At 61.1% G+C, this 21,810-nt stretch carries 23 protein-coding genes; 13 read left to right on the plus strand and 10 right to left on the minus strand.

Going from position 1 to position 21,810, the window contains the following annotated elements; translation table 11 throughout:
• Nucleotides 1–2: 2 nt before the first annotated feature.
• The 3 genes from AB1495_RS12405 to AB1495_RS12415 form a co-directional block, all read right to left on the minus strand.
• Nucleotides 3–1,046, minus strand: a complete 1,044-nt coding sequence (locus AB1495_RS12405; protein WP_074635078.1) for an enoyl-CoA hydratase/isomerase family protein — start codon at nt 1,044–1,046, stop codon at nt 3–5.
• Nucleotides 1,043–2,185 (minus strand): acyl-CoA dehydrogenase family protein, encoded by a 1,143-nt coding sequence (locus AB1495_RS12410; RefSeq protein WP_074635077.1) that lies wholly within the window; start codon nt 2,183–2,185, stop codon nt 1,043–1,045. Before AB1495_RS12410 ends, AB1495_RS12405 begins: the two co-directional genes overlap by 4 nt.
• 117 nt (nt 2,186–2,302) lie before the next feature.
• A complete protein-coding gene (locus tag AB1495_RS12415; RefSeq protein ID WP_074635076.1) occupies nt 2,303–3,802 on the minus strand; it encodes a CoA-acylating methylmalonate-semialdehyde dehydrogenase in 1,500 nt (499 codons plus the stop codon).
• Nucleotides 3,803–4,014: 212 nt separating this feature from the next.
• Between AB1495_RS12415 and AB1495_RS12420 the strand changes: the two genes are divergently transcribed.
• The 3 genes from AB1495_RS12420 to coaD all read left to right on the plus strand — a co-directional run bounded on the left by AB1495_RS12420 (nt 4,015) and on the right by coaD (nt 5,984).
• A complete protein-coding gene (locus AB1495_RS12420) occupies nt 4,015–4,911 on the plus strand; it encodes a LysR family transcriptional regulator (RefSeq protein ID WP_074635075.1) in 897 nt (298 codons plus the stop codon).
• Between the two features lie 60 nt (nt 4,912–4,971).
• Nucleotides 4,972–5,406 carry a CBS domain-containing protein gene (locus AB1495_RS12425; RefSeq protein ID WP_005852978.1) on the plus strand — a complete coding sequence of 145 codons (435 nt, stop codon included), beginning with the start codon at nt 4,972–4,974 and terminating at the stop codon, nt 5,404–5,406.
• 83 nt (nt 5,407–5,489) lie between these two features.
• Nucleotides 5,490–5,984, plus strand: coding sequence for a pantetheine-phosphate adenylyltransferase (gene coaD, locus AB1495_RS12430; RefSeq protein ID WP_005852979.1), 495 nt, complete (start codon nt 5,490–5,492; stop codon nt 5,982–5,984).
• A 3-nt stretch (nt 5,985–5,987) separates the two neighbouring features.
• On the opposite strand, the gene gap (AB1495_RS12435) is transcribed toward coaD, so the two are convergent.
• From gap (AB1495_RS12435) to gap (AB1495_RS12445), 3 genes are all read right to left on the minus strand, one after another.
• Nucleotides 5,988–6,989, minus strand: coding sequence for a type I glyceraldehyde-3-phosphate dehydrogenase (gene gap, locus AB1495_RS12435; protein WP_074635074.1), 1,002 nt, complete (start codon nt 6,987–6,989; stop codon nt 5,988–5,990).
• Nucleotides 6,990–7,102: 113 nt separating this feature from the next.
• Nucleotides 7,103–7,246 carry a hypothetical protein gene (locus tag AB1495_RS12440; RefSeq protein ID WP_005852981.1) on the minus strand — a complete coding sequence of 48 codons (144 nt, stop codon included), beginning with the start codon at nt 7,244–7,246 and terminating at the stop codon, nt 7,103–7,105.
• A gap of 64 nt (nt 7,247–7,310) precedes the next feature.
• Complete coding sequence (gene gap / locus AB1495_RS12445; RefSeq protein WP_074635073.1) at nt 7,311–8,312, minus strand: type I glyceraldehyde-3-phosphate dehydrogenase; 1,002 nt, start codon at nt 8,310–8,312, stop codon at nt 7,311–7,313.
• A gap of 192 nt (nt 8,313–8,504) precedes the next feature.
• On the opposite strand from gap (AB1495_RS12445), the gene AB1495_RS12450 reads away from it, so the two are divergent.
• Together AB1495_RS12450 and AB1495_RS12455 are read left to right on the plus strand one after the other, a co-directional pair.
• A complete protein-coding gene (locus tag AB1495_RS12450; RefSeq protein WP_005852984.1) occupies nt 8,505–9,500 on the plus strand; it encodes a DUF808 domain-containing protein in 996 nt (331 codons plus the stop codon).
• A gap of 292 nt (nt 9,501–9,792) precedes the next feature.
• Complete coding sequence (locus AB1495_RS12455) at nt 9,793–10,839, plus strand: transketolase (protein WP_244268854.1); 1,047 nt, start codon at nt 9,793–9,795, stop codon at nt 10,837–10,839.
• 145 nt (nt 10,840–10,984) lie between these two features.
• Here AB1495_RS12455 and tkt read toward each other — a convergent pair whose 3' ends face one another.
• Nucleotides 10,985–13,000 (minus strand): transketolase, encoded by a 2,016-nt coding sequence (tkt, locus tag AB1495_RS12460; RefSeq protein ID WP_037944997.1) that lies wholly within the window; start codon nt 12,998–13,000, stop codon nt 10,985–10,987.
• A 248-nt stretch (nt 13,001–13,248) separates the two neighbouring features.
• On the opposite strand from tkt, the gene AB1495_RS12465 reads away from it, so the two are divergent.
• Genes AB1495_RS12465 through AB1495_RS12475 form a run of 3 tightly spaced genes read left to right on the plus strand, consistent with a single transcriptional unit; the run spans nt 13,249 to nt 14,527 of the window.
• On the plus strand, nt 13,249–13,749 hold the full coding sequence (locus AB1495_RS12465; RefSeq protein WP_009826783.1) for a hypothetical protein: 501 nt from the start codon (nt 13,249–13,251) through the stop codon (nt 13,747–13,749).
• On the plus strand, nt 13,749–14,174 hold the full coding sequence (locus AB1495_RS12470; protein WP_074635072.1) for a cell division protein ZapA: 426 nt from the start codon (nt 13,749–13,751) through the stop codon (nt 14,172–14,174). The genes AB1495_RS12465 and AB1495_RS12470 overlap by 1 nt, the downstream gene beginning before the upstream one ends.
• A complete protein-coding gene (locus AB1495_RS12475; protein WP_074635071.1) occupies nt 14,171–14,527 on the plus strand; it encodes an MliC family protein in 357 nt (118 codons plus the stop codon). Before AB1495_RS12470 ends, AB1495_RS12475 begins: the two co-directional genes overlap by 4 nt.
• 90 nt (nt 14,528–14,617) lie before the next feature.
• On the opposite strand, the gene grxD is transcribed toward AB1495_RS12475, so the two are convergent.
• From grxD to AB1495_RS12490, 3 genes are read right to left on the minus strand one after another with little or no spacing between them, the layout of a single operon-like run.
• Entirely contained in the window at nt 14,618–14,980 is a 363-nt protein-coding gene (gene grxD, locus AB1495_RS12480) for a Grx4 family monothiol glutaredoxin (RefSeq protein ID WP_037944040.1), read from the minus strand.
• Nucleotides 14,977–15,222: a hypothetical protein gene (locus AB1495_RS12485; RefSeq protein ID WP_009826787.1), complete on the minus strand. Its 246-nt coding sequence runs from the start codon at nt 15,220–15,222 to the stop codon at nt 14,977–14,979. Before AB1495_RS12485 ends, grxD begins: the two co-directional genes overlap by 4 nt.
• Before the next feature lie 4 nt (nt 15,223–15,226).
• Entirely contained in the window at nt 15,227–15,463 is a 237-nt protein-coding gene (locus AB1495_RS12490; RefSeq protein ID WP_074635070.1) for a BolA/IbaG family iron-sulfur metabolism protein, read from the minus strand.
• A 154-nt stretch (nt 15,464–15,617) separates the two neighbouring features.
• Between AB1495_RS12490 and AB1495_RS12495 the strand changes: the two genes are divergently transcribed.
• From AB1495_RS12495 to AB1495_RS12515, 5 genes are all read left to right on the plus strand, one after another.
• A complete protein-coding gene (locus AB1495_RS12495) occupies nt 15,618–16,586 on the plus strand; it encodes an XdhC family protein (RefSeq protein WP_074635069.1) in 969 nt (322 codons plus the stop codon).
• Complete coding sequence (locus tag AB1495_RS12500) at nt 16,583–17,566, plus strand: molybdopterin-binding protein (RefSeq protein WP_074635068.1); 984 nt, start codon at nt 16,583–16,585, stop codon at nt 17,564–17,566. Before AB1495_RS12495 ends, AB1495_RS12500 begins: the two co-directional genes overlap by 4 nt.
• Nucleotides 17,567–17,697: 131 nt before the next feature.
• The gene (locus tag AB1495_RS12505) at nt 17,698–18,183 is read left to right on the plus strand and encodes a (2Fe-2S)-binding protein (protein WP_005853005.1); all 486 of its coding nucleotides are present in this window, start codon (nt 17,698–17,700) and stop codon (nt 18,181–18,183) included.
• Nucleotides 18,184–18,375: 192 nt separating this feature from the next.
• The gene (locus AB1495_RS12510) at nt 18,376–20,739 is read left to right on the plus strand and encodes a xanthine dehydrogenase family protein molybdopterin-binding subunit (RefSeq protein ID WP_074635067.1); all 2,364 of its coding nucleotides are present in this window, start codon (nt 18,376–18,378) and stop codon (nt 20,737–20,739) included.
• Nucleotides 20,740–20,894: 155 nt separating this feature from the next.
• Complete coding sequence (locus tag AB1495_RS12515; protein ID WP_074635066.1) at nt 20,895–21,686, plus strand: xanthine dehydrogenase family protein subunit M; 792 nt, start codon at nt 20,895–20,897, stop codon at nt 21,684–21,686.
• Nucleotides 21,687–21,810: the final 124 nt, after the last annotated feature.

Below are 21,810 nucleotides of genomic sequence, written 5' to 3' on the forward strand. Positions count from 1 at the left end.
GCTCATGTGGTTCTCTCCAGTGTCAGGGCGTCCTCGGCCAGCGGGCACAGCATCTTGGCTGTCGCGGCAAGGGGGACGTTCATATCGGCATATTGCCAGTTGGGGCTGCGGTCCTTGTCGATGATCGCCGCGCGGATCCCTTCAAGGAAGTCGCCATGCTCCATCGCGCGGAAGGTAAAGCGGTATTCCATATCCAACGCCTTCTCGATGCTGAGCGAGGGGCCGCGCAGACGGTGGATGATCTCGACCGTGCAGGCCATCGCCAACGGGCTGCTGCGCTGCATTTTCTTGAGCGTGTCTGCGGCAAATTCGCTGTCGGATGCGCGCAGGGCGTTGAGGATATCCGCCAGCGTTTCGCCGCCAAAGAAGCTGTCAATCTCGGCCGCCTGCGCCTCTAGTGCAGAGGCAGGCGGCGTGGTGCTTGCGGTTTCCAGAATGGCCACATCGCCTGAATTCTCAAGCGCGGCTATCACGTCGGGCCAGTTTAATTCTGCGATGTAAGTGTCTGCGAAACCGGCGTAAATCGCATCTTCACCCTTCATGCGTGACGCGGTTGTGCCCAGATATTCGCCCACCCGTCCGGGGGCCAGCGCCAGCATCAGGCTGCCGCCCACATCGGGCACCAGACCGATGCCACATTCCGGCATCGCGATCTGGCTGCTTTCCCCCACCACGCGGTGCGAGCCGTGACAGCCGATGCCCACGCCGCCGCCCATGGTGAACCCCTGCAAGAAGGAGACGACGGGCTTGGTATGGGCGAAGATCTTGGCGTTTAGCCGGTATTCATCCGCCCAGAACTTGCGCCCGTAGGCGTAGTTGCCCTTGGTGCCCGTGGCGTAAAGTTCGGCGATGTCACCACCCGAGCAAAAGGCACGATCCCCTTCGGCGTCAAGGATGATCAGATCGACGTTCGGGTCATGCTGCCAAGCGTCAAAGGCGTCTTCGATGGCCAGACACATGTCGTAGGTCATGGCGTTCAGCGCTTGGGGGCGGCTGAGGGTGATCCGTCCCGCGCGCCCTGAAATGCGGATGGAGATATCGGTCATCGGTTCTTCAGCATATCCCGCGCCACGATGACGCGCATGATTTCGTTGGTGCCTTCAAGGATCTGGTGGACGCGCAGGTCACGCACCAGCTTTTCGATGCCGTAATCCGCCAGATAGCCATAGCCGCCATGTAGTTGCAGACATTGATCGACAACCTTGCTGCCTGCCTCTGTCACGAACTTCTTGGCCATGGCGCAGAACTTGGTGGCATCCGGCGCGCCCGTGTCCAGCTTCCACGCGGCTTGCCGCAGGAAGACGCGGGCGGCTAGCAGTTCGATCTCCATCTCGGCAAGGCGGAATTGCAGACCCTGAAATTGGTCGATGGGTTTGCCGAATGCTTTACGCTCGCCCATATAGGTGAGCGTGGCGTTCAGCGCGGTCTGTGCAGCACCCAAGGAACAGGCGGCGATGTTCAAACGGCCGCCATCCAGCCCCATCATTGCATATTTGAAACCTTTTCCCTCTTCCCCCACCAGATTTCCGGCAGGAATGTTGCAATCGTCAAACTGCACTTGGGACGTGGGTTGGCTGCGCCAGCCCATTTTATCCTCTAGCCCGCCAAAGGAAAGCCCTGCGGTCCCGTCTTCGACATAGACGGTGGACACGCCCGCGGCCCCCTCATCCGAGGTGCGCACCATCGCGACATAGGCGTCGGAATAGCCGCCGCCCGAGATGAACGCCTTGGTGCCGTTCAAAGTGTAGCCTTCGTTCGTGCGGGTGCATTTCGTCTTGAGCGCCGCCGCGTCAGAGCCCGATCCGGGCTCTGTCAGACAATAGCTGAGCACCGTGTTCATGCTCAGGATGTCGGGCATGATCCGCGACTTGAGGTCGTCACTGGCAAAGCTGTCCAGCATCTTGGCGCACATGTTATGAATCGACAGAAAGGCCGCGACCGACGGGCAAGCCATGCTGAGCGCTTCGAACACCAGCGTCGCATCAAGCCGCGTCAGGCCAGATCCGCCCGCATCCTCGGACACGTAAAGCCCGCCAAAGCCCAGCTCTGCAATCTTGGGCCAAAGGTCTTTGGGGATTGTTTCGTCTTTCTCCCACTTCTGGGCGAAAGGGGCGATATGTTCCTGGCCAAAGCCATAGGCCATGTCGAAAATCGCGGTTTGCTCTTCTGAAAGTGCGAAATCCATAAACGGTGATCCCTCCCAAGACCGATCGAATTGAACGTGTGTTTAATTGTAAGCATGCACGTGGGCGTCGCGCAAGCACCCTCCGGCGGGGGAGCCGCCGAAGGGCGAGGATGGGGCTTATTCCATCGGCTTGAAATTGAACTCGCCGCCTTCTTTGATGCCCGAGGGCCAGCGCGAGGTCACGGTTTTGGTGCGTGTGTAGAATTTGAACGCATCCGGCCCGTGCTGGTTCAGGTCGCCAAAGACCGATTTCTTCCAGCCGCCAAAGGTGTGATAGGCGAGCGGCACGGGAATCGGCACGTTGATCCCGATCATGCCGACGTTGACGCGCGCCGCAAAGTCACGCGCGGCGTCGCCGTCACGGGTAAAGATCGCGGTGCCGTTGCCCATTTCGTGATCCATCGCAAGACCAAGCGCCTCTTCATAGGTTTTGGCGCGGACGGTAGACAGAACCGGCCCGAAGATCTCGTGCTTGTAGATGTCCATATCGGGGGTGACGTTGTCAAAGAGGTGCGGGCCGACAAAGAAGCCTTCCTCGTAGCCTTGCAGCTTAAAGTCGCGCCCGTCGACAACCAGCGTGGCCCCCTGATCGACGCCAGTTTGTACCAGCCGTTCGATGTTTGCCTTCGCGGCTGCGGTGACCACGGGGCCGTAATCGACGTCATTGCCCGAGGTATACGGCCCGACTTTCAGCTTCTCGATGCGCGGCACCAGCTTTTCGATCAAACGGTCGGCGGTTTCCTCGCCCACAGGCACAGCGACCGAGATCGCCATGCAGCGTTCGCCCGCTGCGCCATAGCCCGCGCCGATCAGCGCGTCCGCGGCCTGGTCCAGATCGGCGTCCGGCATGATGATCATGTGGTTCTTGGCACCGCCAAAGCATTGGACGCGTTTGCCATTCGCGCAGCCCGTGCCGTAGATATATTCGGCGATGGGGGTGGAGCCGACAAAGCCGACCGATTGAATGACGGGGTGATGCAGGATCGCGTCAACCGCTTCCTTGTCGCCATTGACGACCTGAATGATACCTTTGGGCAGGCCCGCTTCTTCCAGCAGTTCGGCCAGTAACAGGGGCACGGATGGATCACGCTCGGACGGTTTGAGGATGAAGGCATTGCCGCAGACGATGGCGGGGGCGAACATCCACATGGGGATCATGGCGGGGAAGTTGAACGGCGTGATGCCTGCGGACACGCCAAGGGGCTGGCGCATGGAATACATGTCGATGCCGGGGCCCGCGCTGTCGGTGAAATCGCCTTTCAGCAGCTCGGGCGCACCGATGCAGTATTCCACCACTTCCAGACCGCGCTGCACGTCACCGGCGGCATCGGGCAGGGTCTTGCCGTGTTCGCGGCTCAGCGCTTCGGCGAGCTTGTCCATATCGCGGTTCAGCAGGTCCACGAACTTCATCATGACCCGCGCCCGACGCTGGGGGTTCACCGCGGCCCATGCGGGTTGCGCGGCCATGGCGTATTTTACGGCCTGATCCAGCTCTGCCTCGCCAGCCAGCGGGACTTTCGCCTGCACTTCGCCGGTTGCGGGGTTGTACACGTCGGCAAAGCGGCCTGACGTGCCTTTGACGTGGGCACCGTTCAGGTAATGGGTCAACTCTTGCATGGAATGCTCCTTCTGTGCGTTTGGCGGCAGGTTAGGCTTGCAAAAAACAAAGCAAAAGAGGCATGGCGTCAAAATCGTTTTGCAATATTGCAAAGCCTTGTGCGGGCTGAAAGGGTAGGGTGGGGCGCTGCCCCCGTCCTTCGGACGCCCCCGGAGTTTACGGGCAAAATGAAGTCTGTGCAGAAAACGAAACGTGAAAGGAGCCGTGGCCGATGATGGGGAACTGGGACGACCTGCGGCTGTTTCTGGCCGTCGCGCGCGAGCAGAGCCTATCGGGCGCGGGGAAGCTGTTGCGGTTGGACCCCGCGACCTTGGGGCGACGCATGGCGCGGCTGGAAAAGACCATGCAGGCGGTATTATTCGTGAAATCGCCCTCGGGCTACGCGCTGACCGAGGCGGGCGTGCAGTTGCTGTCGCGCGCCGAAGCCGCAGAGCAGGCGATGCGGCAGGCCACGGCGGATGTGGTCGTGCCATCTGACCAATTGGCAGGGCAGATCAGGATCGGGGCACCGGACGGCTGCGCCAATTATCTGCTCCCACAGGTCTGCGCCCGTTTGGTGGCGGATAATCCGGGGCTTGATATCCAGATCGTCGCCCTGCCGCGGGTGTTCAACCTGTCGCGGCGCGAGGCGGATATGGCGATCGGGGTCAGCGCGCCCACGGCGGGGCGGCTGGTTGTGCAGAAAATCGCCGACTACCAACTGCATCTTGCCGCCGCCGACAGCTATCTTGCCGCGCACCCCGCGATCCGGACCGTTGCAGACCTGCAGGGGCACCGGTTGGTGGGGTATATCCCCGACATGATCTTTGACCGCGAGCTTGATTATCTGGCGGAGCTTGGCATGACGCGGGTGCCTCTGGCCTCTAATTCCGTGTCCGTTCAGGTGAATATGATCCGGCAAGGGGGCGGCGTCGGGATTGTGCATGATTTCTCGCTTCCTGCGACGCCGGGGGTGACGCGCATCCTGACCGGCGACGTGCATCTGAGCCGCGCCTTTTATTTGATTCGCCACGAAGACGACCGGCGCAATCTGCGTTTGAGCCGCTTTGCGGAAGCTCTGGCGCAGGGCGTCCGCGCCGAAGTGGCGAAACTGGAGGCAATTGCTTGACACGCAACAGTATTAAAGGGAACCTGACCTATAGGTAATATTCTTGCGAAGGGGCCGACCATGCTAGTTTCCCAAATCCTGAAAACCAAAGCGGATGACAGTGTTACGACGGTAAAACCGGGCACGCGTATCTCGCAGGCGGCGGCGATGTTGTCGGAAAAGCGGATCGGGACCCTGGTCGTGTCAGCGGACGGCAAAACGCCCGATGGTATCCTGTCGGAGCGTGACATCGTGCGCACCCTTGGCCGCGAGGGCGGCGGCTGTCTGGACGACACCGTAGAGGCGCTGATGACGCGCGATCTGATCACCTGCGCCAAGGATGAAACCGCGGATGATATCCTTGCCAAGATGACGCAAGGCCGCTTTCGCCACATGCCTGTTTTGGAGGATGGGGTTCTGATCGGCCTGATCTCTTTGGGGGATGTGGTCAAGGCCCGCCTGATGGAGCTTTCGATGGAGAAAGACGCCCTGGAGGGGATGATCAGGGGCCACTAGCCCACCGAAATTGGCGTTGCATCTTCGCGGTGTAAATGCTTGCTTGCACTTCGAATAACGACTTGAAATGACTGGACTCTCCCATGCGCGTAGGCCTTTACCCCGGCACCTTCGACCCTATTACTTTGGGTCACATCGACATCATCCGGCGGGCGGCGACGCTTGTTGATAAACTGGTGATCGGGGTCGCGATCAACCGCGATAAGGGGCCATTGTTCGAGCTGGAAGAGCGTGTCGCCCAGATCGAAGAGGAATGCCGCAAGCTGAACCAAGAGACCGGGACAGAGATCGTGGTGCATCCCTTCGAGAACCTGCTGATCGATTGCGCCCATGATGTGGGGGCACAGATGATCATCCGCGGGCTGCGGGCCGTGGCGGATTTCGAGTACGAGTATCAGATGGTGGGGATGAACCGTAAGCTGGATGACAGCGTCGAGACGGTCTTCTTGATGGCAGAGGCCGAGCATCAGGCGATTGCCAGCCGTTTGGTCAAGGAAATCGCCCGGCTTGGCGGGGACGTCAGCAAATTTGTGACGCCCGCCGTCAATGCCGAGCTGTTAAAGCGCTTCTCGCAATAACGATCAGAGGGTTTTCGCAACCTCGCGCGAGGTGTCGAGCATACGGTTCGAGAACCCCCATTCGTTGTCATACCAGCCCAGAACCCGCAGCTGTGTCCCGCTTTGGACAGAGGTCTGATCAAGGGCCACGACACAGGAATGTGAATCGTGGTTCAGGTCGATCGACACCAGAGGACGTTCGACCAGACCAAGGATGCCTTTCAGCGGGCCTTCGGCGGCGGTGCGCAGGGTGGCATTGACCTCCTCCACCGTGGCTTCTTTCGACAGTTCGACCACCAGATCGACACAGGATACGTTCGGTGTGGGCACGCGGATCGCGGTGCCGCCGATCAGCCCGTCAAGCTCGGGCAGCACTTTACCCAGTGTCTTGGCCGCACCGGTGGTGGTGGGGATCATCGACAGCGCCGCGGCGCGGGCACGGTACAGGTCGCTGTGCGCCGTGTCATGCACCGGCTGGTCGCCGGTGTAGCTGTGGATTGTGGTCATATGGCCGTGCTTGATACCGAAGGCGTCATGCAGGGTCTTGGCCAGCGGTGCCATGCAGTTGGTGGTGCAGGAGGCGTTGCTCAGCACCGTGTCTTCGGCGGTGATCAGATCGTGGTTCACACCGTAGACGATTGTTTTCATGGCGTCTTTACCGGGGGCAGAGATGACGACCCGTTTCGATCCATTCGCCAGATGTTTGGCCGCCGCCTCGCGCGTGGTGAAGATGCCGGTGCATTCCAGCACGATGTCCACATCGCCCCACGGCAGGGCAGCGGGGTCGCGTTCTGCGGTCACGCGGATCGGGCCTTGGCCCACATCCATCGTGTTGTCGCCCAGGGTGACCGGACGGCCAAAGCGCCCGTGGACCGAGTCGAATTCGAACAGATGTGCGTTGGTTTCCAGCGGGGCGAGATCGTTGATCGCCACCACCTGCAAATCATCGTCGCCACGCTCCATCAGCGCGCGCAAAACATTACGACCGATACGGCCAAAGCCATTGATTGCCAATTTGGTAGCCATGGGGCGTCCTCCTGAATTTGATAGCGCTAACATCGACATTTATGACAAAGAGTCAACCTGTGCAGGGCAATATTGCGCCGGAAGCGATCGGAGGGAAGGGGCCGACTGTCGGATCAGCGCCAGAACGCCACCCATTCGATCAGGTCGACAAATTTCTTGGTCAGGAAAATCAGATGTTCGCTGCCATAGATCAACGCATCAATCCCCAGTGCGGTCAGCAATACAGCAGCGAGAGAGACAGCGATGGGGGTGTCCATGGGGGCGGTGGTCCTTGCCTGCGGGTGGCCCAGATATGACAGGGCAACCCGCGCGTCGCAAGTCTTAGCCCAGTTTGCCCATGGCTACGGCGACATCGGCCATACGAACAGAGAAGGCCCATTCGTTGTCATACCACGCGAGGACACGTACCAGACGGTTGCCTACGACCTTGGTCTGGTCGGGCGCGAAGATCGATGAATGTTCGGTGTGGTTGAAATCGACCGAGACTTTTTGTTCCGCATCATAGGCAAAGACCCGCGACATCGGGCCGTTTGCAGCGACGCGCATGGCCTCGTTCACCTCTTCTACGGTGACATCACGGCCTGCCATAAAGGTCAGGTCAACCGCGCTGACGTTTGGCGTCGGCACGCGCATGGCTGTGCCATCCAGCTTGCCTTTCAGTGCGGGCAGCACTTCGCCCAAGGCTTTTGCCGCACCGGTAGAGGTCGGGATGATCGCCATCGCAGCGGCGCGCGCGCGGTAAAGGTCTTCGTGGCGGCGGTCCAGCGTCGGCTGGTCGCCGGTATAGCTGTGCACGGTGGTCATGATGCCGCTTTCGATGCCGAACGCATCATGCAGCGCCTTGGCCATCGGCGCCAGACAGTTGGTGGTGCACGACCCGTTCGATACCATCGTGTCCGAGGTCTGCAATTCGCCGTCGTTCACGCCGTAGACCACCGTGCGGTCGACGTTCTTGCCCGGTGCCGACAGCAACACGCGTTTCGCGCCCTGATCCAGATGCACCTTTGCCAGCAGCCCGTCGTTGAACTTGCCCGTGCATTCCAGCACGACGTCGCACCCTTCCCAGTTCAGCTCGTTCATCTGGTAGGTCGACATGACCTCCATCTCTCCGCGCCCCAGATCCAGCGCGCCGTTGCCGACTTTGACGTCATTGGGAAAACGCCCGTGGACGGAATCGTATTTGATCAGATGTGCCGCAGTCTCCAGCGGGCCGGTCGCGTTGATGCGCACCACCTCGATGTCATCCCGGCCCGATGCCGCGATATGAGACAGGGTGCAGCGGCCGATGCGGCCAAATCCGTTGATACCGACTTTGATGGTCATGGGGGCGTCCTTTGGCAAAGATCTGGAACTTTGCCGGTTCTATATCTGGTGGTCGTGAACAGGGGAAAGGGCTAAAACCCCCTAATTTCCGTATGTTAGCGATAAATATTCGTGTTAGCGATAACCCTCAGATCGGCTTTGCCTTCTGCCTGCGCTGCGCTACCCTTACGCCAACAAATATGGAGAGACTGAATGAGCGGCCTATTAGCCCTGTTGGATGATGTAGCAGCGATTGCAAAAGTGGCCGCGGCCAGCGTGGATGATGTGTTCGGCCAGGCTGCCAAGGCCAGCGCCAAGGCCGCGGGCGCTGTCATCGACGACGCCGCCGTGACCCCGAAATACGTCAGCGGCTTCGAGGCCAACCGCGAACTGCCGATCATCTGGCGCATCACCAAGGGATCGCTGAAGAACAAGCTGGTCTTCTTGTTGCCCGCCGGTTTGCTCCTGTCGAATTTCGCGCCATGGTTGATCGCGCCCTTGTTGATGTTGGGTGGGGCCTACTTATGTTTTGAAGGCGCTGAAAAGATCGCCCATGCGCTTGGGGTAGGGGGCAAAGGACACGAGGATCATCCCCCCGGTGCCGATGAAAAGGTGATCAAGGACCCTGCCAAGCTGGAAGAGCAAAAGGCCAAAGGTGCGATCAAGACCGACTTTATCCTCTCGGCCGAGATCATGACCATCGTGCTGTCAAACCTCGAGGTGTCAAATTTCTGGATGGAAGCCGGGGCGCTGGCCGCCGCCGCCGTGATCATCACGGTCGCGGTCTATGGCTCCGTCGCGCTGATCGTAAAGATGGATGATGTGGGGCTTTATATGGCCAAGAACGGCAATCTCGGCCTGACCCGTGGTCTGGGCCGCGGGATCGTGCGTGGCATGCCGTGGTTCCTCAAGGCGCTGACCATCATCGGGACGGCGGCCATGCTCTGGGTCGGTGGATCGATCATCGTGCACGGTATGGAAGAGCTTGGCTTCGGCGCGCTTGGCCACCTGATCCACGACTACGCCGTCGCTTTCGGCCATATGGTTCCGGTCGCGTATGAAGGTGCCGCCGAATGGATCGCCAAAGCCGCGATGGACGGTGTCTTTGGTCTGGCCCTTGGGCTAGTCCTGATCCCCGTCGGCGAAAAGATCATCACCCCGCTGTGGCGCGCGGTCTTCAACCGCAAGGATGCCGGCGCACACGCGTAAACGGGGCGGATATGAGGGAGAGGAAGGGGGCGCAGGTTGCGTCCCCTTTTTTTATGGCTTGCCGGGGTTAATCGTTGGCGCACCTACGAACCTTGCCTATGAAGACAATCCCTAGGTTCGAATGCGGGCTGCGGAAGGAAAAGCCCTTGAGGCTGTCATGCGGTGGAACATTTGCCGCGCCTTGTCGGTTGAGCGGTAAGGCATGGGACGCCAAAACGTTCACCCCGACATGTCCATTTTTGAAACTCGGTGCTGGATGCTTGATCCGCCACTCTGATATGGAGGTCTTTTCGTGAAATTCACCCCCCTCGCATGTGCGACCATTTTGGCTTGCGCCGTAGCGCCCGTTCTAAACGCAGGGGTCGCGTTGCCCAGTGCGACAATGTCTTCCCTGACCGTGCCTATGGGGCAGGACTCCCAGATCGTGAAGATCAAAAACGACAAGGAAAAAGGCCCCAAGAAGGCGAAGAAGGAAAAGCATAAGAAGGACAAGCACGGGAAGAAAGAGAAGAAACACAAGAAGAAACACGAGAAACAGGCCAAGAAGCTAGAGAAGAAGCTTGAAAAGCACGAAAAGGTAAAAGTGAAAGTCAAACGGTCGAAGGAGGATCGTTCGCGTATTTCAAACGAGGTTCTCGAAGTGCGCGCACCTGAAGGTCGTGACATGAGCGTGCTACTTGGTGCCGTGCCACTCGCGCTCTTGGGCTCTCAAATCGCCTTTGCTGATGTTCCCGAAGAAAAACTGCTGACCTATCGCAACTGCCCACCGGGCCTTGCAAAAATGGACCCACCTTGCGTACCCCCTGGACTTGCCAAAAAAGGCGTGACCTATGAGGAATGGGTGGCATACGACGATAAGCAGCTTGACGCCATCTACCTTGATCAGCGTACGGAATTCTTGGATCGGGACATTGTCATTGGTGACGAAAGGGTGCCGGATCGGGACGTGGTTGTCGATGAAGATGCAACTCAAGACGTCATCCTTGACGACGATACTCTGTTGCTCAGCTCGGAACAGATTGCATCGCTTTACGATCTTCGCCCCGCACCGGCAGGCAAGCGCTATGCTTTGATCGATGGCCAGCCTGTGTTGCTCACCCAAGAAGATTACACATCGCTACTGCGGATCAATGAATTGGCGCGGGTTGAAAACCTACCAGACGGCGTGCGCATTGCACCTACAGCAGCGTTGACGCAGAACGAATTGCGCCAAACCTACAAGTTGCCACAGCTTGAGACCGGCAATAACTATGCTGTTGTGAATGGTGAGCTGGTGACGCTGCAGGACAGCGCATTCGAAACTTTGCAACTTATCCGGATCGCGCGCGCCATTTTTTGAGGCCACGCTGAAGTTAGACCGAGGGGCATGCGCCACGCCTCTCGCAGCTTTTGCCAGCGTCAGACGGCCCGCAACATTGTGGTACAAAAATAGAAAGGGGGAGCAAAATGCTCCCCCTTTTTCGTTGTGACTGTATCCGTTCAGATCACAGCAGCGCTTTGGCCTTGTCGGCGACATTCTGCGGGGTGATGTCGAACTTTTCGAACAGCTCTTCCGCGGGGGCGGAGGCACCGAAGCGGTCCATGCCGACGAAATCGGCCTTGTTCCACTTGCCACGCTCGCCGGTGAGCCAGCGGTCCCAGCCTTGGCGTACGGCGGCTTCGACGCCGACGCGGACGGGGCCGGCGGGGAGGACGCGGCGGCGGTAGGCTTCGTCTTGGGCGGCGAACAGCTCCATGCAGGGCATGGACACGACGCGGGTGCCGATGCCTTCGGCTTGCAGCAGGTCACGGGCTTTCAGCGCGATCTCGACTTCAGAGCCGGTGGCGATCAGGATGACCTGACGTTTGCCTTCGGCGTCTGCCAGAACATAGGCCCCCTGTTCGGTGAGGTTCTTGTTCTTGTGCTCGAGCCGCACGGTGGGCAGGCCCTGACGGGTCAGCGACAGCACGGACGGTGTTTTCTTGCTGCTCAGCGCGATTTCCCAGGCCTCTGCGGTTTCAACCGTGTCGGCGGGGCGGAACACATAGGTGTTGGGTGTCGCGCGGCTGATGGCCAGATGCTCGACCGGTTGGTGCGTTGGGCCGTCTTCACCCAGACCGATGCTGTCGTGGGTCATGACAAACACGCTTGGCACCTGCATCAGCGCGGCGAGGCGCATGGCGGGGCGGGCGTAGTCGGTGAAACACATGAAGGTGCCGCCGTAGGGGCGGATACCGCCGTGCAGCGCCATGCCGTTCATCGCGGCGGCCATGCCGTGTTCGCGGATCCCCCAGTAGACGTAGCGCCCACCACGGTTATCCACGTCAAACACGCCCAGATCAGCGGTCTTGGTGTTGTTAGAACCGGTGAGGTCAGCGGAGCCGCCCACGGTTTCAGTATAGAGCGGGTTCAACACCTCCAGCGTCTTTTCGCTGCTGGCGCGGGTGGCCAGTTTCGGCGCGTTTTCCGACGTCTGCTTTTTGAACGCTTTGATCGTCGCGCTCAGCTTCTTGGGGGCGTCACCGGCCAGCGCGCGGTTGAACTCTTCACGCTTTGTGCGCGACATGGCGTCGAAACGCTCTTCCCAGGCGCGGCGGTCGTCTGCGCCGCGTTTGCCGATCTCTTCCCAGGCGGATTTCACGTCGGCGGGGACTTCGAACGGGCCGGTTGTCCAGCCATAGGCGGCTTTGGCGGCGGCCATTTGGTCCGCGTCGGTCAGCGCGCCGTGACCTTTGGACGTATCCTGCGCGGCGTGACCAAGCGCGATATGCGTCTTGCAGGCGATCATCGTGGGCAGATCGGATTTGCGCGCCTCGGTCAGGGCGGCGTCGATCTCGTCGGGGTTGTGGCCGTCGATTTCGATAACGTGCCAGTCAGCCGCCTTGAACCGTGCGACCTGATCCACTTTGTCGGACAGCGATACCGGCCCGTCGATGGTGATGTCGTTGTTGTCCCACATCACGATCAGCTTGCTCAGCTTGTGGCGGCCCGCAAGGGCAATCGCCTCGTGGCTGATGCCTTCCATCAGGCAGCCGTCACCCGCGATCACATAGGTGAAGTGGTCGACGATTTTCTTGCCGTATTGCGCGCGCTGGATTTCCTCGGCCATGGCAAACCCGACAGAGTTCGCGATCCCCTGACCCAGCGGGCCGGTGGTGGTTTCAATCGCATCAGCAAGGAAGTTTTCAGGGTGGCCCGCGGTGCGTGCGCCCATCTGACGGAAGTTCTTGATCTCTTCGAGGGGGAATTGTTCGTAGCCGGTCAGGTGCAGCAGCGAATAGATCAACATGGACCCGTGGCCGGCCGACAGGATAAAACGGTCGCGGTCAGGCCACAGCGGGTTGGACGCGTCGAACTTCAGGTGCTTTTCAAACAAGACAGTGGCGACATCCGCCATGCCCATCGGCATGCCCGAGTGGCCGGAATTGGCGGCGGCGACAGCGTCCAGCGTCAGGGCGCGAATGGCGGTCGCTTTGGACCAATGGGCGGGATGGGCTTTGGCGAGGGCGTTCAGATCCACGGTGCAAGCTTCCTTATAAGGGGGAAAAGGGATTGCGCGGATCAATACCAGCCACCCCGCAAAGATCAAGGCCCAGAGGGCATCGCCCGCAGCAGAGCTTTTCCGCCGGGCCAAGGCATTGTTCTTAAAGGGGCAGTATTCCGCCTTTGGTTTCGGTAGGATCAGCGGAAACCACGTTGACCAGCGATTCGATGGTTGGCAAACTGCATTTTACGACTGACATACGACGTTTTACGAGGAACCCTGCGATGAGCGACATAGAACACTTGCAAGGCCGTATTTTGGCGGCGCTTGAAAGGGCATCGCGCGGAGCTGACAAACTGGCCGTCGCCAAGGCGGAGGTCCCCGATCTTTCGGAAGAACTTGCGCAGGAACGCGCTGTCAACGCAGAGCTTTCTGAACAGGTCACTGCTCTGAAAAAGCGGCTGGAGGATGAAACCGCCCATCTGCGGGCTGAACTGGCCACAGCACAAGCGCGCAACAACAGTGCGGCCGCGGCACAGGCCCAGACCGAAAAGCTTGATCTGGAAATCCAGCGGGTGCGCCGCGCCAATGCGCAGCTGGCCGATGCCTGCGCTGCGCTGCGCGAAGCCAATGCCGAAGGGGTGGGGGACGCCGATCTGATCAATGCCGCCTTGCAGGCAGAGCTTGACGCGCTGCATGCCGCCCGTCGCGCCGATGTGGCAGAGGCGGACGCGATCCTCTCTGTTCTTACCCCGCTTGTTCCCACTGCCGAGGAGTCTGCCTGATGCCCGAAGTTACTATCTCTATCGGCGGTCGCCAATTCGAAGTTTCCTGCCAGGAGGGCGAGGAAGACTACCTGCACGCCGCAGCCAAGATGCTCGACGATGAAGCGCAGGTGTTGTCGGATCAGGTAGGCCGGATGCCCGAAGCGCGGATGTTGTTGATGGCGGGCCTGCTGCTTGCCGATAAAACCGCCAGCGTCGAGGATAAGATCAAGGAAGCCCGCGCCGAACTGGCAGAGCGTGACGCAGAGCTTGCAAGCCTGCGCAATGTCGTGGTGGAGCCCGAGCGGATCGAGGTGCCTGTCATCCCGCAAAGCGTCACCGACAGCCTAGCCGAAATGGCCGCCCGCGCCGAAGCCTTGGCGAGCGAGATCGAAGACAAGGCCCAAGACGGGGCCCGAGACAAGGCCCAAGACGGGGCCCAGTGACCCTGCCGCGCGCTATCGCATGCGGGGCCGCGGCGGCGTGGTGGCTCGGGGTAGGGGGCAGCGCTTTGGCGCAGGCCATGCCGGTCACTGCCACCTATATCTGCGAGCGCGGGGTCGAGGTGCCGGTTTCCTATGCCACCCCCGAACAGGGGGAGGCGACGGCTGTGCTTTATGTGGAAAACCGCATGGTCACGCTGGTCCGGAGCCGCGCGGCATCAGGGGCGCGCTATGCATGGCCCTCGGACGGGTCTGGCTATGTCTGGTGGAGCAAGGGGGACGCCGCGACGCTATTCTGGCATGATGCGGCGGCGGATGAAGATGTCACGCTTTACGCGGCGTGTCAGGCGCAGTAACGCGTCTTTTGCAGGTCTCGCGCCGACATGCGTGGCGCGGTTCGGGTGCCCCTTGATCCAAGGCGCACCCGTTTCTTATCAGCCGACCGCTTAGCCGTTGGCTTCGCGGATCTTGTCTGCGGCTTCTTTGTCAAAGGCGACGCCGTTGTCTTCCAGCAGCGTGTCCAGCTCGCCCGACAGCATCATTTCGGTGATGATGTCACAGCCGCCGACGAATTCGCCTTTGACGTAAAGCTGCGGGATGGTGGGCCAGTCAGAGAAGTCCTTGATCCCCTGACGCAGCTCTTCGTCGGCCAGCACGTTCACATCGGTGTAGTCGACGTTCATATAGTTCAACACGCCAGCCACACGGGACGAGAACCCGCACTGCGGCATCGTCTTGTTGCCCTTCATGAACAGCACAACATTGTTGGCGGTGATGGTTTCCTGAATTTGCGTCTTTGCGTCGGTCATTTCGATTTGTCCTTTGGTATAAAGCGTTTCGCGTATTCTTGAGGGTCGCGGGGGATGCGGTAGTTGGTCTGATGTCCGCCGCCGCCGCCACCCGAATGATAGGTCGCGTCAATTTCGTGATAGCCCTTGCCCGGCTTTGATCCGCGTTCGGTGTCGCGTGTGTGTTTCAGCGCCTGTAGGCCGCGCAGAACCGCCACGATCAGCACCAAAACGCTGAGGATCAGGACCAGGATCGGGTCCACCGGATCAATCCGGCGCTTTGGTCGTCAGCGCGAGCGCGTGCAACTCGCCGTTCGATCCATCCATCCGGCCCTTGAGCGCGGCATAGACGGCACGTTGCTGTTGCACACGGTTCTGGCCACGGAAACTTTCATCGATGATCATCGCGGCCATATGCACGCCGTCATTGCCTTCGACGGTGATCTTGGCGTTTGGAAAGGTCTCGCGCAGCAGGTCTTCGATTTCGCGGGCTTGCATGGGCATGTGTGGGGCGCTCCGTCTGGCATGTCATTGCCCAAGATGTAGTAGTGTGCAGGGCGGCGTGCAAGTTATCTCCCCGTTATCTGATTGAGCGGGGGCATGGGACGCCCTACATAAGAACAGTCGCCGCCGCGACAAGGTAAGGAGACCACCCGCCATGGAGATTTTCGAGAACGCACCGGAACGCGCCTATGCATGGGCGCAAGCGGGCCGCGGGGCCGCGCTGGCCACGGTGGTGGAGACATGGGGCTCTGCCCCGCGACGGGTTGGCGCGCAGCTGGCCATCACCGCAGATGGCGAGATGCAGGGCTCTGTCTCGGGCGGTTGTGTCGAGGGGGCCGTGGTGGTTGAAGCGCTCGAGGCGATCGAGGACGGCACGCCGCGTTTGCTGGAATATGGCGTCAGCGATGGCGACGCCTTTGCCGTGGGGCTGGCCTGCGGCGGAAAGATTCGCGTGTTGGTCGAACCTGTGGGCGCAAAGGCGATGCCGTTTGACGTTCTGGGCGACCTCGTCCGCGCCCGCGCCGCGCGCCAGCCCGTGGCCTACCAGGTGCCCCTGTCGGGCGGGGTGGGGCGCTTGGTCACGGGCGGCTATGCAGACCGCTTTCGCATGGACCGTTCCGGCGTTGAAGAGGATGGCGATACATTCGTCGCGATCCACAACCCGCCGCTGCGGCTGGTTATCGTCGGGGCGGTACATATCGCGCAGGCCTTGGTGCCCATGGCGCAGGTCGCGGGCTTTGACGCCGTGGTCATCGACCCGCGCGAGGCCTTTGGCTCGCAAGCGCGTTTCCCCGATGCACAGGTGATCAACGACTGGCCGGACGCGGCGATGGACACCGTCGGCGTTGATACCCGCAGCGCCGTTGTGCTGCTGACCCACGACCCCAAACTCGACGACCCCGCGCTGCATATAGCACTCCGGTCCGACGCCTTCTATATCGGGGCGCTCGGATCGAAACGCACCCATGCCTCCCGCGTGGCACGGCTGGAAGAGGCGGGCTTTACCGCGGCCGACATCGCGCGCATCAACGGCCCCGTCGGGCTGGACATCGGGGCCGCCAGCCCGCCCGAGATCGCGGTGTCGATCCTGTCGCAGATGATCCAAGCCCTGAGAAAACCGTGAAGTTCGGCCCCATCGACACGGCGCAGGCCGAGGGTGCCGTGCTGGCCCATTCCATCGCATTGCCCTCGGGCCGTTTGCGCAAGGGGTTACGGCTAGAGCCCGCCCATCTTGCCGCGCTTCGGGCAGAGGGCATCGACAGCATCATCGTGGCGCAGCTCGCGTCAGGGGATGCGGATGAAAACACCGCCGCGGCACAGGTGGCGCAGGCCGTGCTGGCGGCGCATCCCCATCTGACGATGACGCGCGCCTTTACCGGCCGCGTGAACCTGCTGGCCGATGGGCCGGGGGTGGCGCAGCTGGATGTGGGCGCGCTTGAAGCGTTGAACGCCGTGCACCCGATGATCACGCTGGCCACGGTCCCGCCGTTCCAGCAGATGGCAGCGGGGGGCATGGTGGCGACGATCAAGATTATCTCTTACGCCGTCGCGCAAAGCGATCTTGCCGCCGCCTGCGATGCGGGGCGCGGCGCGATCCGGCTGGTGCCGCCGCAAATCAGGGACGCGACGCTGATCATCACCGAGATTGACGGCGGCGCGGGCGACAAGGGGAAAAAGGCCATCGCAGACCGGCTTTCTGCGCTGGATGTGGATCTGAAAAAAGTCGTCATGGTCCCGCATGAGGTCACCGCCCTGCGCGATGCCATTGCCGCGGCGGATACGGCGCTGACGCTGATCCTCACCGGCTCTGCCACCTCTGACATTGATGACGTGGCCCCGCAGGCCCTGCGCGCCGCGGGCGGAGAGGTCTCGCGCTTTGGCATGCCGGTTGATCCGGGCAATCTGCTGTTTCTGGGGCAGATGGGCGATACGCCGGTGATCGGCCTGCCGGGCTGCGCGCGCGCGCCTGCGTTGAATGGGGCAGATTGGGTGCTGTCGCGGGTGATCTGCGGCATAGAGGTATCCCCGCGCGATATCGCCCGCATGGGGGTGGGCGGCTTGCTGAAAGAGATCGCCACCCGCCCGCAACCAAGACGCGGTTGACCGACCCCGACGCAAGGCCCGTCGCCGCGCCGCGCCTGCGAAGTTCAACCCATGCGAAAAATTTCTGTTCTCAACGCCCCTTTGGCGTGCTTAACTCGACCCAACACATGACATAAAACGGGAGGAACATCATGACCGAGGTCAAAATGACCGTGAACGGCAAACCTGCATCCGGTGCCGTCGAAGGGCGCACGTTGCTGGCGTCATTCCTGCGCGAAAACCTGAGCCTGACCGGCACGCATATCGGCTGCGACACCAGCCAGTGCGGGGCCTGCGTGGTTCATGTCAACGGAGAGGCGGTCAAGGCCTGCACCATGCTCGCGGTCGAAGCGGACGGGGCCGAGGTCAAGACGATCGAATCCATGGCCAATCCCGATGGATCGCTGACAGTGATCCAACAGGCGTTTCAGGACCACCACGGGCTGCAATGCGGCTTTTGTACACCGGGCATGATCATGTCGGCCTCGGCGCTGCTGAAAGACAACCCCAAGCCGACCGAGGCAGAGGTCCGGCACTATCTGGACGGCAATATCTGCCGCTGCACCGGTTACCATAACATCGTCAAAGCGATCATGGCCGCATCCGGTCAGGACGTCAGCGCGCTAGCTGCCGAATAACCACCGTGCGACGTGCGGCCCTGTTGATGCAGGGGCGGGAGGACACGGCGCACCCATTCTGAAAACCGCGCTTTCCCACGCAAACGGGGAACCGCAGCAACCCATAGATTGACGACATAAGAATAAAGCCAAACGCAAAAGCCACATACGACGGTACGGACCCGATCCGTGCCCCATAGGGAGGAATTGACCATGCCAAAGGACGGCGGAATTGGTGCCAGCAGCAAGCGGCGCGAGGATATCCGGTTTTTGACCGGTGAGGGGAATTATACCGACGATATCAACCTGCACGGACAGGCGCATGTGTTCTTTCTGCGCTCGGATATCGCCCATGGGGTGCTGAATTCGGTCGATACATCCGCGGCAGAGGGGATGCCGGGGGTCGTGAAGATCTTTACCGGTGCCGATTTCGCCGAGGTCGGGTCGATCCCCTGCGGCTGGCAGGTCACGGACAAGCATGGCGAGCCCATGCAAGAGCCGCGCCACCCCGTACTGGCCGAAGGCAAGGTCCGCCACGTGGGCGAACCGATTGCGGCTGTCGTGGCGGAAACCCTGTCGCAGGCCCGCGATGCGGCAGAGGCGATCGTCGTTGACATCACCGATCTGCCCGCCGTCGTCGATATGAAGCAGGCCGTGCAGGAAGGCGCGCCCAAGGTTCATGACGATCTGACCTCGAACCTCTGCTACGATTGGGGCTTTGTCGAAGAGAACAAGGCTGCCGTTGACAAGGCCTTTGAAGACGCGGCCCATGTCACCACGCTGGAACTGGTCAACAACCGTCTGGTCGCCAATCCGATGGAGCCGCGCGTCGCCGTCGGCGACTATGCACGCGGGACAGGCGATCATACGCTTTACACCACCAGCCAGAACCCCCATGTGATCCGCCTGCTGATGGGGGCCTTTGTTCTGGGCATCCCCGAACACAAGCTGCGCGTCGTGGCCCCCGATGTGGGCGGCGGCTTTGGCACCAAGATTTTCCACTATCAGGAAGAGGCGTTCTGCACCTTTGCCGCCAAAGCCTGTAACCGTCCGGTGAAATGGACCTCCAGCCGGTCCGAGGCCTTCATGTCCGACGCCCACGGGCGCGACCATGTGACCAAGATCCAGATGGCGCTGGACGCGGACAATAACTTTACCGCGCTGCGCACGGACACTTACGCGAATATGGGGGCTTATCTGTCGACCTTCGCGCCGTCGGTGCCCACATGGCTGCACGGCACCTTGATGGCGGGCAACTACAAGACGCCGCTGATCTATGTGAACGTAAAGGCCGTGTTTACGAATACCGTGCCCGTCGATGCCTATCGCGGCGCGGGCCGGCCGGAGGCAACCTATCAGCTGGAACGGCTGGTGGATAAATGCGCCCATGAGCTTGGGGTCGACCCGATTGCCTTGCGGCGACAGAATTTCATCACCGAGTTCCCCTATGCCACGCCGGTCGCGGTGGAATATGACACGGGCGATTATGTGGCCACGATGGACAAGCTTGAAGAGATCGCCGATTTCGCCGGTTTCGACGCGCGCCGCAAGGAAAGCGAGGCCAAGGGCAAGCTGCGTGGATTCGGCGTGAACTGCTATATCGAGGCGTGCGGCATCGCGCCCTCGAACCTCGTGGGGCAGCTTGGCGCGCGGGCGGGTCTGTATGAATCCGCTACCGTGCGGGTCAATGCGACGGGCGGTCTGGTCGTGATGACCGGCAGCCACAGCCACGGGCAGGGGCATGAAACCGCCTTCCCGCAGGTGATCGCCGAGATGATCGGTATCCCCGAAGAGATGGTCGAGATCGTGCATGGCGACACGGCCAACACCCCGATGGGTATGGGGACCTACGGCTCGCGCTCCCTCGCGGTCGGCGGGTCTGCCATGGTCCGCGCGACAGAAAAGATTATCGCCAAGGCGACCAAGATCGCGTCGCACCTGCTGGAAGCCTCGGAAGGGGATATCGAGCTGAAAGACGGGGCCTTTACCGTGGCGGGGACGGATAAATCCGTTGCTTGGGGGGATGTGACGCTGGCCGCCTATGTACCGCATAACTACCCGCTGGAGGATATCGAGCCGGGTCTGGAAGAGACGGCTTTCTACGATCCGTCGAACTTTACCTATCCCTCCGGTGCCTACGCCTGCGAGGTCGAGTTGGACCCCGAAACCGGCCATGTCACCATTGACCGCTTTGCGGCGGCGGATGACTTTGGCAATATCGTCAACCCGATGATCGTGAGCGGTCAGGTCCACGGCGGGATCGCGCAAGGCATCGGGCAAGCGCTGATGGAGAATTGCGCCTATGACAGCGACGGTCAGTTGCTCAGCGCGTCCTACATGGATTACGCGATGCCACGGGCCAGCGATCTGCCGTTCTATACCGTTGACCATTCGTGCCAGACGCCCTGTACGCACAACCCCCTGGGCGTGAAAGGCTGCGGTGAGGCAGGGGCCATCGGGTCGCCGCCTGCGGTGGTGAATGCGGTGTTGGACGCCATGCGATCGGGCGGTAAGGATGTCGGGCATATCGACATGCCTGTCACACCGGCGCGGGTTTGGGCGGCGATGAACGGATAAGACGGTTGGGGCAGGTGCGGGGTTCAGCCCGCTATGTGCCTCTGGCGCAGAAAATAAGGGAAAGCGGGGGCCAGCCCCCGCGCCCCCGGAGTTTATTGGCAAAATGAAGAGCGGCGCAGAGGCCAAGGCCCGCTTTGAGATTGGAAGGACGCAAGATGTATGATTTTGATGTAGTGAAACCCGCGACAGTGGCCGAGGCGGTCTCGGCATTGGGGCAGGACGAGGCGCAACCGCTGAGCGGCGGGCAAACGCTGATCCCCACACTGAAGGCACGCTTGGCGATGCCGTCGGTTCTGGTGTCGCTGAGCGGGATCGAGGACATGCGCGGTGTGCGTATGGGCGATGACGGTCGCCTGTGTATCGGTGGGGGTACCGTACATGCGACCGTCGCCAAAGAGGCAGAGGCGCATTACCCCGGATTGGCAAGTCTGGCCGCGCGGATCGGTGATCCGGCCGTGCGCAACCGTGGCACCATCGGCGGTTCGGTCGCGAATAACGACCCCTCGGCCTGTTATCCGGCAGGGGTGCTTGCCAGCGGTGCGACGATCGTGACCAACGCGCGCGAGATCGCGGCGGATGATTTCTTTGAGGGGATGTTCGCCACCGCGCTGGACGAGGGCGAGATCATCACCGAAGTGCGTTTCCCAATCCCCGAGAAGGCGCATTACGAGAAATTTATCCAACCTGCCTCGCGCTTCCCGCTGGTGGCCGTGTTTGTGGCAAAATTCGCTGACGGTGTGCGGGTTGCTGTGACGGGTGCGTCGGAGGATGGCGTCTTCCGGTGGAGCGATGCAGAAGCCGCGCTGAGCGGGAATTTTGCCGTGGATGCCCTGTCGGGGTTGAGCCTGCCCGGTGACGGCATGATCAGCGATCTGCACGGCAGCGGTGACTACCGTGCGCATCTGGTTGCTGTGATGACAAAACGGGCAGTTGCCGCGCTGACCTAAGCGGCCCGATACTTCAATGAAAACCGTCCCTTGGGAAACCTTGGGGCGGTTTTTTGCTGTCTGGATGATTATCACTTGCGCAGGGTTGGGAACGATTTTGCAGCACCGGTGTTGTGCCGTAACG

It is taken from the genome of Sulfitobacter pontiacus, assembly GCF_040790665.1.
Lineage (GTDB): Bacteria > Pseudomonadota > Alphaproteobacteria > Rhodobacterales > Rhodobacteraceae > Sulfitobacter > Sulfitobacter pontiacus.

Bases quoted from the DNA above. Each gene is read 5' to 3' on its own strand.
- AB1495_RS12405 (WP_074635078.1), bottom strand. From the start codon at position 1,046: ATGACCGATATCTCCATCCGCATTTCAGGGCGCGCGGGACGGATCACC.
- AB1495_RS12410 (WP_074635077.1), bottom strand. From the start codon at position 2,185: ATGGATTTCGCACTTTCAGAAGAGCAAACCGCGATTTTCGACATGGCC.
- AB1495_RS12415 (WP_074635076.1), bottom strand. From the start codon at position 3,802: ATGCAAGAGTTGACCCATTACCTGAACGGTGCCCACGTCAAAGGCACG.
- AB1495_RS12420 (WP_074635075.1), top strand. From the start codon at position 4,015: ATGATGGGGAACTGGGACGACCTGCGGCTGTTTCTGGCCGTCGCGCGC.
- AB1495_RS12425 (WP_005852978.1), top strand. From the start codon at position 4,972: ATGCTAGTTTCCCAAATCCTGAAAACCAAAGCGGATGACAGTGTTACG.
- coaD (WP_005852979.1), top strand. From the start codon at position 5,490: ATGCGCGTAGGCCTTTACCCCGGCACCTTCGACCCTATTACTTTGGGT.
- gap (WP_074635074.1), bottom strand. From the start codon at position 6,989: ATGGCTACCAAATTGGCAATCAATGGCTTTGGCCGTATCGGTCGTAAT.
- AB1495_RS12440 (WP_005852981.1), bottom strand. From the start codon at position 7,246: ATGGACACCCCCATCGCTGTCTCTCTCGCTGCTGTATTGCTGACCGCA.
- gap (WP_074635073.1), bottom strand. From the start codon at position 8,312: ATGACCATCAAAGTCGGTATCAACGGATTTGGCCGCATCGGCCGCTGC.
- AB1495_RS12450 (WP_005852984.1), top strand. From the start codon at position 8,505: ATGAGCGGCCTATTAGCCCTGTTGGATGATGTAGCAGCGATTGCAAAA.
- AB1495_RS12465 (WP_009826783.1), top strand. From the start codon at position 13,249: ATGAGCGACATAGAACACTTGCAAGGCCGTATTTTGGCGGCGCTTGAA.
- AB1495_RS12470 (WP_074635072.1), top strand. From the start codon at position 13,749: ATGCCCGAAGTTACTATCTCTATCGGCGGTCGCCAATTCGAAGTTTCC.
- grxD (WP_037944040.1), bottom strand. From the start codon at position 14,980: ATGACCGACGCAAAGACGCAAATTCAGGAAACCATCACCGCCAACAAT.
- AB1495_RS12490 (WP_074635070.1), bottom strand. From the start codon at position 15,463: ATGCCCATGCAAGCCCGCGAAATCGAAGACCTGCTGCGCGAGACCTTT.
- AB1495_RS12495 (WP_074635069.1), top strand. From the start codon at position 15,618: ATGGAGATTTTCGAGAACGCACCGGAACGCGCCTATGCATGGGCGCAA.
- AB1495_RS12505 (WP_005853005.1), top strand. From the start codon at position 17,698: ATGACCGAGGTCAAAATGACCGTGAACGGCAAACCTGCATCCGGTGCC.
- AB1495_RS12510 (WP_074635067.1), top strand. From the start codon at position 18,376: ATGCCAAAGGACGGCGGAATTGGTGCCAGCAGCAAGCGGCGCGAGGAT.
- AB1495_RS12515 (WP_074635066.1), top strand. From the start codon at position 20,895: ATGTATGATTTTGATGTAGTGAAACCCGCGACAGTGGCCGAGGCGGTC.